The following is a 6,612-nucleotide window of genomic DNA, read 5'->3' as shown; positions in this document are numbered from 1 at the left end:
CGGGCCGCCCCAAGACAAAAAGCGCCCCCTCGGGAGGGGCCATTCATTCGCCGCGCAGCAATCCGATCAGCGCCCTGAGCGCGGGAGGAAGATGCCGTCTGCCGGAGTAATACAGGTAGAACCCCTCCGTTGGCGGGCACCAGTCCTGAAGCACGCACTCCAGGGCACCACTGGCAAGGGCGCTGCTCACCAGGTCCTCATAGATGTATGCCAGCCCGATGCCGGCGAGGGCCGCCTGGACGATCATCGTATCGTCGTCGAGGGTCAGCGGGCCGTTCACCCGCACGTCCAGCCTGCGGCCTTGCCTGCCGAACTCCCAGCGATAGAGCGAGCCGCCGGGAAAACGGCGGTTGATGCAGAGATGGGATTGCAGATCTCCGGGAGTGCGGGGCCTGCCGTGGCGGGCGAAGTAGTGCGGCGTTCCCACGACGATGAAGCGTGGAATGGGCTTCAGGGGCAGGGCGATCATGCCGTCGGCAAGGCTTTCGCCAAAGCGGATTCCGGCGTCGAAGCCGCCTTCCACGATATCGACGAGGCGGTCGTCCGTGACGATGTCGAGCACGACGCCGGGGCATTGCTCATGGAATGCCGCGAGGACAGGAGCGAGCACGATGCGCGCCGCCTGGCGCGGCACGTTCAGGCGCAGGCGCCCATGAGGGGATGCGCTCATGCCGCGCGCCTGCTCCAGGGCCTGGTGCACGTCGTCGAGCGCGGGGGCCAGCCGCTCGAGCAGGGCCTGGCCCGCCTGCGTGGGGGTGACGCTGCGCGTGGTGCGGTGAAGTAGCCGCAGTTGCAGCGCGACCTCCAATTGGGCCAGCCCGTGGCTGAGCGCGGACGCGGTCACGCCCATTTCGCGCGCGGCGGCGCTGAAGCTGCGGTGGCGGGCTACATTGGCGAACGCAGCCAAAGCATCGAGGCTTGCGGATGAAGATGGCGGGTGGCGCGTGTTCATTTGTGAAATTTCCTCAATGGTCCATCAAGCATTGGCGGGATTATCAAATGCAGGATGCTGTCGCACACTGACGGTCTTCGAATGATCGATTCACCGAAAGGACACCATATGCAAACACGACGACTGGGCTCCCGGGGGCTGGAGGTTTCGGCCCTCGGCCTTGGCTGCATGGGCATGAGCTTCGCCTATGCGAGCCCGCAGGAATCCGAGGCGCTGGATACGCTGCACCAGGCGCTGGAACTGGGATGCAACTTCTGGGATACGGCCGAGGTCTATGGTCCGTACACGAACGAAAGCCTGTTGGGCAAGGCGCTCAAGGGACGGCGCGACAAGGTGGTCGTGGCAACGAAGTTCGGCTTTGACATCGCGCCCGAGTCGCCAAAGCGGCAAGGCGCCGCGCGCATGGTGGGGCTCGACAGCCGCCCCGACCACATACGCGCCGTGGTGCATGCCTCGCTCAAGCGCCTGGACATAGACACCATCGACCTGCTTTATCAGCACCGGGTGGATCCCCGCGTGCCGATCGAGGACGTGGTGGGCGTGATGGCCGATCTGGTGCGCCAGGGCAAGGTGCGCTTCCTGGGGTTGTCCGAGCCTTCCGGCGCGACGCTGAGACGTGCGCATGCCGTGCATCCGATTTCTGCCGTGCAATCCGAGTATTCGCTGTGGAGCCGCGACGTGGAGCAGACATCGCTGCCGGTCTGCCGCGAACTGGGTATCGGCTTTGTTCCCTACAGCCCGCTCGGACGCGGGGTGCTGACCGGCAAATTGCCGGCGCCCGATCAATTGGGCGAGGATGATTTCCGCCGGGGCCTGCCGCGCTTCCAGGCCGAGGCGTGGGAGCGCAACAGCGGCCTGATCGCCACGCTCGAGCGGATGGCGCTGCAGCGCGGATGCACCGCGGCCCAGTTGGCCCTTGCATGGGTGCTGGCGCAGGGCGAGCAGATCGTGCCGATTCCCGGAGCCAGCCGCGCACGTCATCTTCGTGAAAACATGGAGGCGGCCGGCATCCGGCTGAGCGCGGAGGATCTGACGGAGATCGGCGCGGCCCAGGATCCGGGCAAGGTGCAGGGCGAGCGTTACACGGCTGCGTCACTGAAGCTGGTGAATATCTGAATCCGGCGATTACGGAATTTCCCTAGTTCATGGGTGCGCTCCCTCTGGCGAAGCCATCCGCGCGCTGGTTTCGCATGCGGGTTTCGGGGCCTGAGTCTTGTATAAGACTTGAAAAACAGCGACAATCGCACGGAGTTATTCCGTATGGTGATATTGCGTTGCACAATGAAATTCGCTTACCGGTGAATGTGTGCGGGGCGCGCCTTGCGGATTGATTGAATTGCAGCGGATTCCACAAAAGTCCGGCTGCATCCTGATTCCTGTTTCGCTACTTGAAAGAGACAATGACTTCGAAAATCATCTACACCCTGACCGACGAAGCCCCACGACTCGCCACAGCGTCGTTCCTGCCCATCGTTCGCGGCTTTGCTTCCAATGCCGGTATTGAAGTCGCCGAAAGCGACATTTCCGTGGCCGCCCGCATCCTGGGTGAGTTCCCGGAAAACCTGACCCCGGAGCAGCGCGTTCCAAACAACCTGGCTGAACTGGGCAAGCTCACGCTCACTCCCGAAGCCAACATCATCAAGCTGCCCAACGTGTCCGCATCGGTGGGCCAGTTGCAGGAAGCCATCAAGGAGCTGCAGGGCAAGGGCTTCAAGATCCCCGACTACCCGGAAAATCCGCAGAACGACGCCGAGAAGGAAATCAAGGCGCGCTATTCCAGGTGCATCGGCTCGGCGGTGAACCCCGTGCTGCGCGAGGGCAACTCCGACCGCCGCGCGCCCGCCGCCGTCAAGAACTACGCCAAGAAGCATCCCCACTCGATGGGCGAGTGGAAGCAGTGGTCGCAGACCCATGTCTCGCACATGGACCACGGCGATTTCTATCACGGCGAAAAATCGATGACGCTCGACAAGGCGCGTGACGTGAAGATGGAACTGGTCACCAAGAGCGGCAAGACCGTGGTGCTCAAGCCCAAGGTCGCGCTGCAGGCCGGCGAAGTCATCGATTCGATGTTCATGAGCAAGAAGGCGCTGGTCGCGTTCTACGAGAAGGAACTCGAGGACTGCCGCGAGGCCGGCATCCTGTTCTCGCTGCACGTGAAGGCCACGATGATGAAGGTATCGCACCCCATCGTGTTCGGCCACTGCGTGAAGATCTACTACAAGGATGCGTTCGAGAAGCACGCCAAGCTGTTCGACGAACTGGGCGTGAACGTGAACAACGGCATGGCCAACCTGTACGAGAAGATCGAGTCGCTGCCCGCGTCCGTGCGCGAAGAGATCATCCGCGACCTGCACGCCTGCCAGGAGCATCGTCCGGCGCTTGCCATGGTGGATTCCGCCAAGGGCATCACCAATTTCCATTCGCCCAACGACGTGATCGTGGATGCATCCATGCCCGCGATGATCCGCCAGGGCGGCAAGATGTGGGGCGCCGACGGCAAGCCATACGACTGCAAGGCCGTGATGCCCGAATCGACCTTCGCCCGCATCTATCAGGAGATGATCAACTTCTGCAAGTGGCACGGCAACTTCGACCCGAGGACCATGGGCACCGTTCCGAATGTCGGCCTGATGGCGCAGAAGGCCGAGGAATACGGCTCGCACGACAAGACCTTCGAGATCGAGGAAGACGGCGTGGCCAACATCGTCGATCTGGCCACCGGTGAAGTGCTGATGAGCCAGAACGTCGAGCAGGGTGACATCTGGCGCATGTGCCAGGTCAAGGACGCTCCCATCCGCGACTGGGTGAAGCTGGCCGTCACGCGCGCGCGCAACTCCGGCATGCCCGCCGTGTTCTGGCTCGACCCGTACCGTCCGCACGAAGCCGAGCTGATCAAGAAGGTGCAGACCTACCTGAAGGATCACGACACCTCCGGCCTCGAGATCCTCATCCTCTCGCAGGTGCGCGCGATGCGCTACACGCTCGAGCGCGCGGCCCGGGGCCTGGACACCATCTCGGTGACCGGCAACATCCTGCGCGACTACCTGACCGACCTGTTCCCGATCATGGAGCTGGGCACTTCGGCCAAGATGCTCTCCGTCGTTCCCCTGATGCAGGGCGGCGGCCTGTACGAGACCGGGGCCGGCGGCTCCGCTCCCAAGCACGTCGAGCAACTGGTGGAAGAGAACCACCTGCGCTGGGACTCGCTGGGCGAGTTCCTGGCCCTGGCCGTCTCGCTCGAAGAAGAGGGCATCAAGACCCATAACGCCAAGGCCAAGCTGCTGGCCAGGACACTGGACCAGGCCACCGGCAAGCTCCTGGACGAGAACAAGTCGCCATCGCGCCGCACGGGTGAGCTGGACAACCGCGGCAGCCAGTTCTACATCGCCATGTACTGGGCGCAGGCGCTGGCTGCCCAGACCGAGGACAAGGACCTGGCTGCGAAGTTCGCGCCGATCGCCAAGGAACTGGCCGACAACGAGCAGAAGATCGTTGGCGAACTCAAGGCGGTGCAAGGCAAGGCCGTGGACATCGGCGGCTACTACATGCCCGACCTGGCCAAGATGGACGCGGTGATGCGCCCGAGCGCCGCTTTCAACGCGGTGGTCGACAAGATCGCTGCCTGACCAGGGCAGTCAGAGGCTGTGTGGACCGGTTGATCCACACGCCCTGCCAACCATGAAAAGAGAGTCCGCGGTGAATGCCGCGGACTCTCTTTTTTTGTCACCGGGCCGCCCCAAAACAAAAAGGCACCCCCTCGGGGGCAGCGGATCACGCATGGCGGGGAAGCGTGGGGGCCCGTTTTTGTTTTCTTTGTTTCTCCTGCCTTGGATGCGGACGGCCATGCGCCCTCCGCGCGAAAGGCGGCGGGCTCCGACATCACGCCCGGAGCCGGACGCTATACGATCCATGGCGGGCGGGCTGACAAGGCGCCTGCGGCTGCGCAGGGACGGAGCCGGAGCGTGCGCCCGGGAGTGCGCTTTCCTTGATGACTTTCAACGAGGGGCTGAAGCCATGAGCAATTCGACCTACCAATCCATAGACTTCGGCGCTTTGACGCGGGCGGGCGAGGGACTGACTCAATGGCGCGCGCTCGGCACCGGGTTTCTCACGGTGCTGCTCTGCGGCCTGTTGTCCTGCTTGATGCAGCAGCTCATCGCGCGCACGGGTGGTGTCCTGGGCATGCTGCTCGCACTGATGTCGGGCGTGCTGCTTTTCATCGTCTGGCTGGCCGGAATGTCGGCTGTGGGCGTGTTGTTGATGGATAAGGCGCGGAATGTGCCGCAGCGCGGCATTTTCGAGGCGGCGATGTTCGGGCTGGCGTCCATTCCCAAGTTCCTGCTGCTGGGTGTGGGTGTTCTTGCCTCCGTCCTTGCGTTCATGCTGGTCGCGGCGCTGATCTACTTCATCTGCAAGGTGCCGGTGCTCGGCGCGGTGCTGGCATTCGTGGCGCATCCCGTTCTTGTGCTGATTGCCGCCGTTTTCATCATCGCCTGCGTGTGGGTGGTGTTCCCCCTGTTCGCGCCCGCTGTGTGGACGGGGCTCGATTTCCGCCAGGCGCTTGCCAGCGTGCTCGCCATCGCGCGCAATCGCCTGGTGCAGGTGGTTCTGATGATGGTCGTGCTCTACATCATCCTGGCCGTCATCGGCATGCTGATCGCGTTGGGGGTATTACCGGCGGCCAGCGCGCTCACGGCTCTGGCCGCGGGCATCCTGCGCGGCGGCCATGCCGGATATGGAACAATGGATTGGGGCGCGGCGATGGGCATGTTCTCCAACTCGGCGCTGATGGGTGCGATGCTGGGCATGAGCGTCCTGGGCCTGCTGCTGTTCGCGCTGGTCTCGCTGGTTGCCATCATGGGCATGAACGTGCTGTATTTGCAGGCGTCTTCCGGCCTGCAAGCGGGCAGGCCGGGCGGTATCGAAGAGGCGTTCGGCGCGACGGAGGAAACGCAGGAAGAGCCTGGATCCGCCGTGAGCGATGCGCCGCCCGCGCCGTTGCCCGTGGCTTGCAGGGCATGCGGCCATCGCGTCGGGGCGGACGATGCGTTCTGCGCGAACTGCGGCGCGCGGCTGTAGCCGGAGCGTCGTGGATTACCTGGGTTTGGTGAAAGGTGGGCCGCTCAGCCGCATGCCTGCCTTGAGTCCGCGCCTGGCGAACCAGCCCTGGTTCATCTCCAGGACATAGCGCACGGGCTTGGCGGAGCAATGCGAGTTTTCCGTCATGGGCTTCATGTCGGCCAGGTTCACGATCGTGCCGTCATCGGCGACGAATGCGGCGGTCAGCGGCAGCAGGGTGTTGCGCATCCAGAAGCACTGCGTGGCCGGCTGCTCGAAGACGAACAGCATGCCCTCCTGCGCCGGCATTTCCTTGCGATGCATGAGGCCGATCTCGCGCTCCACCGGCGCCGAAGCCACCTGAGCGTCGATGAGGTACATGCCCGCCGTGATCGAGGTGCGCGGCAGATGGGTTTGCGGCATGCCCTGTTGCGCCAGGGCGCACAGGCTGCCTGAAGCCAGTCCTAGGGCCAGGATAAGGCGTGAGACGATGGATTTCATGGAGAAGGCTGTCCGTTGCGGTTTGATGATGCGATCGGTAAGCGCCGCTAACACAACCCTCGATACGTCGTTGCTTCGCCTTGTCGTACGCTTGTACT

At 63.7% G+C, this 6,612-nt stretch carries 5 protein-coding genes; 3 read left to right on the top strand and 2 right to left on the bottom strand.

Annotated features, from left to right (window positions below):
• Positions 1–43: 43 nt before the first annotated feature.
• On the bottom strand, positions 44–952 hold the full coding sequence (locus tag ABWP92_RS15685) for a LysR family transcriptional regulator (RefSeq protein WP_353236336.1): 909 nt from the start codon (positions 950–952) through the stop codon (positions 44–46).
• Between the two features lie 108 nt (positions 953–1,060).
• Here ABWP92_RS15685 and ABWP92_RS15680 point away from each other — a divergent pair, with 108 nt between their 5' ends.
• The 3 genes from ABWP92_RS15680 to ABWP92_RS15670 all read left to right on the top strand — a co-directional run bounded on the left by ABWP92_RS15680 (position 1,061) and on the right by ABWP92_RS15670 (position 6,034).
• Positions 1,061–2,068, top strand: a complete 1,008-nt coding sequence (locus ABWP92_RS15680) for an aldo/keto reductase (protein WP_353236335.1) — start codon at positions 1,061–1,063, stop codon at positions 2,066–2,068.
• A gap of 284 nt (positions 2,069–2,352) precedes the next feature.
• Positions 2,353–4,581 carry an NADP-dependent isocitrate dehydrogenase gene (locus ABWP92_RS15675; protein ID WP_353236334.1) on the top strand — a complete coding sequence of 743 codons (2,229 nt, stop codon included), beginning with the start codon at positions 2,353–2,355 and terminating at the stop codon, positions 4,579–4,581.
• A gap of 388 nt (positions 4,582–4,969) precedes the next feature.
• Positions 4,970–6,034: a zinc ribbon domain-containing protein gene (locus ABWP92_RS15670; RefSeq protein WP_353236333.1), complete on the top strand. Its 1,065-nt coding sequence runs from the start codon at positions 4,970–4,972 to the stop codon at positions 6,032–6,034.
• 15 nt (positions 6,035–6,049) lie between these two features.
• Here ABWP92_RS15670 and ABWP92_RS15665 read toward each other — a convergent pair whose 3' ends face one another.
• The gene (locus tag ABWP92_RS15665; RefSeq protein ID WP_353236332.1) at positions 6,050–6,514 is read right to left on the bottom strand and encodes a DUF192 domain-containing protein; all 465 of its coding nucleotides are present in this window, start codon (positions 6,512–6,514) and stop codon (positions 6,050–6,052) included.
• Between the last annotated feature and the right edge of the window lie 98 nt (positions 6,515–6,612).

It is taken from the genome of Diaphorobacter ruginosibacter (assembly GCF_040396215.1).
Taxonomy (GTDB): Bacteria; Pseudomonadota; Gammaproteobacteria; order Burkholderiales; family Burkholderiaceae_C; genus Diaphorobacter_A; species Diaphorobacter_A ruginosibacter_A.
The sequence above is the reverse complement of the archived record's forward strand: the minus strand, read 5'-3'. Positions and strand labels throughout refer to the sequence as shown.

Excerpts from the sequence above, each read along its gene's own strand:
- ABWP92_RS15685 (WP_353236336.1), bottom strand. The coding sequence starts at position 952 with ATGAACACGCGCCACCCGCCATCTTCATCCGCAAGCCTCGATGCTTTG.
- ABWP92_RS15680 (WP_353236335.1), top strand. The coding sequence starts at position 1,061 with ATGCAAACACGACGACTGGGCTCCCGGGGGCTGGAGGTTTCGGCCCTC.
- ABWP92_RS15675 (WP_353236334.1), top strand. The coding sequence starts at position 2,353 with ATGACTTCGAAAATCATCTACACCCTGACCGACGAAGCCCCACGACTC.
- ABWP92_RS15670 (WP_353236333.1), top strand. The coding sequence starts at position 4,970 with ATGAGCAATTCGACCTACCAATCCATAGACTTCGGCGCTTTGACGCGG.
- ABWP92_RS15665 (WP_353236332.1), bottom strand. The coding sequence starts at position 6,514 with ATGAAATCCATCGTCTCACGCCTTATCCTGGCCCTAGGACTGGCTTCA.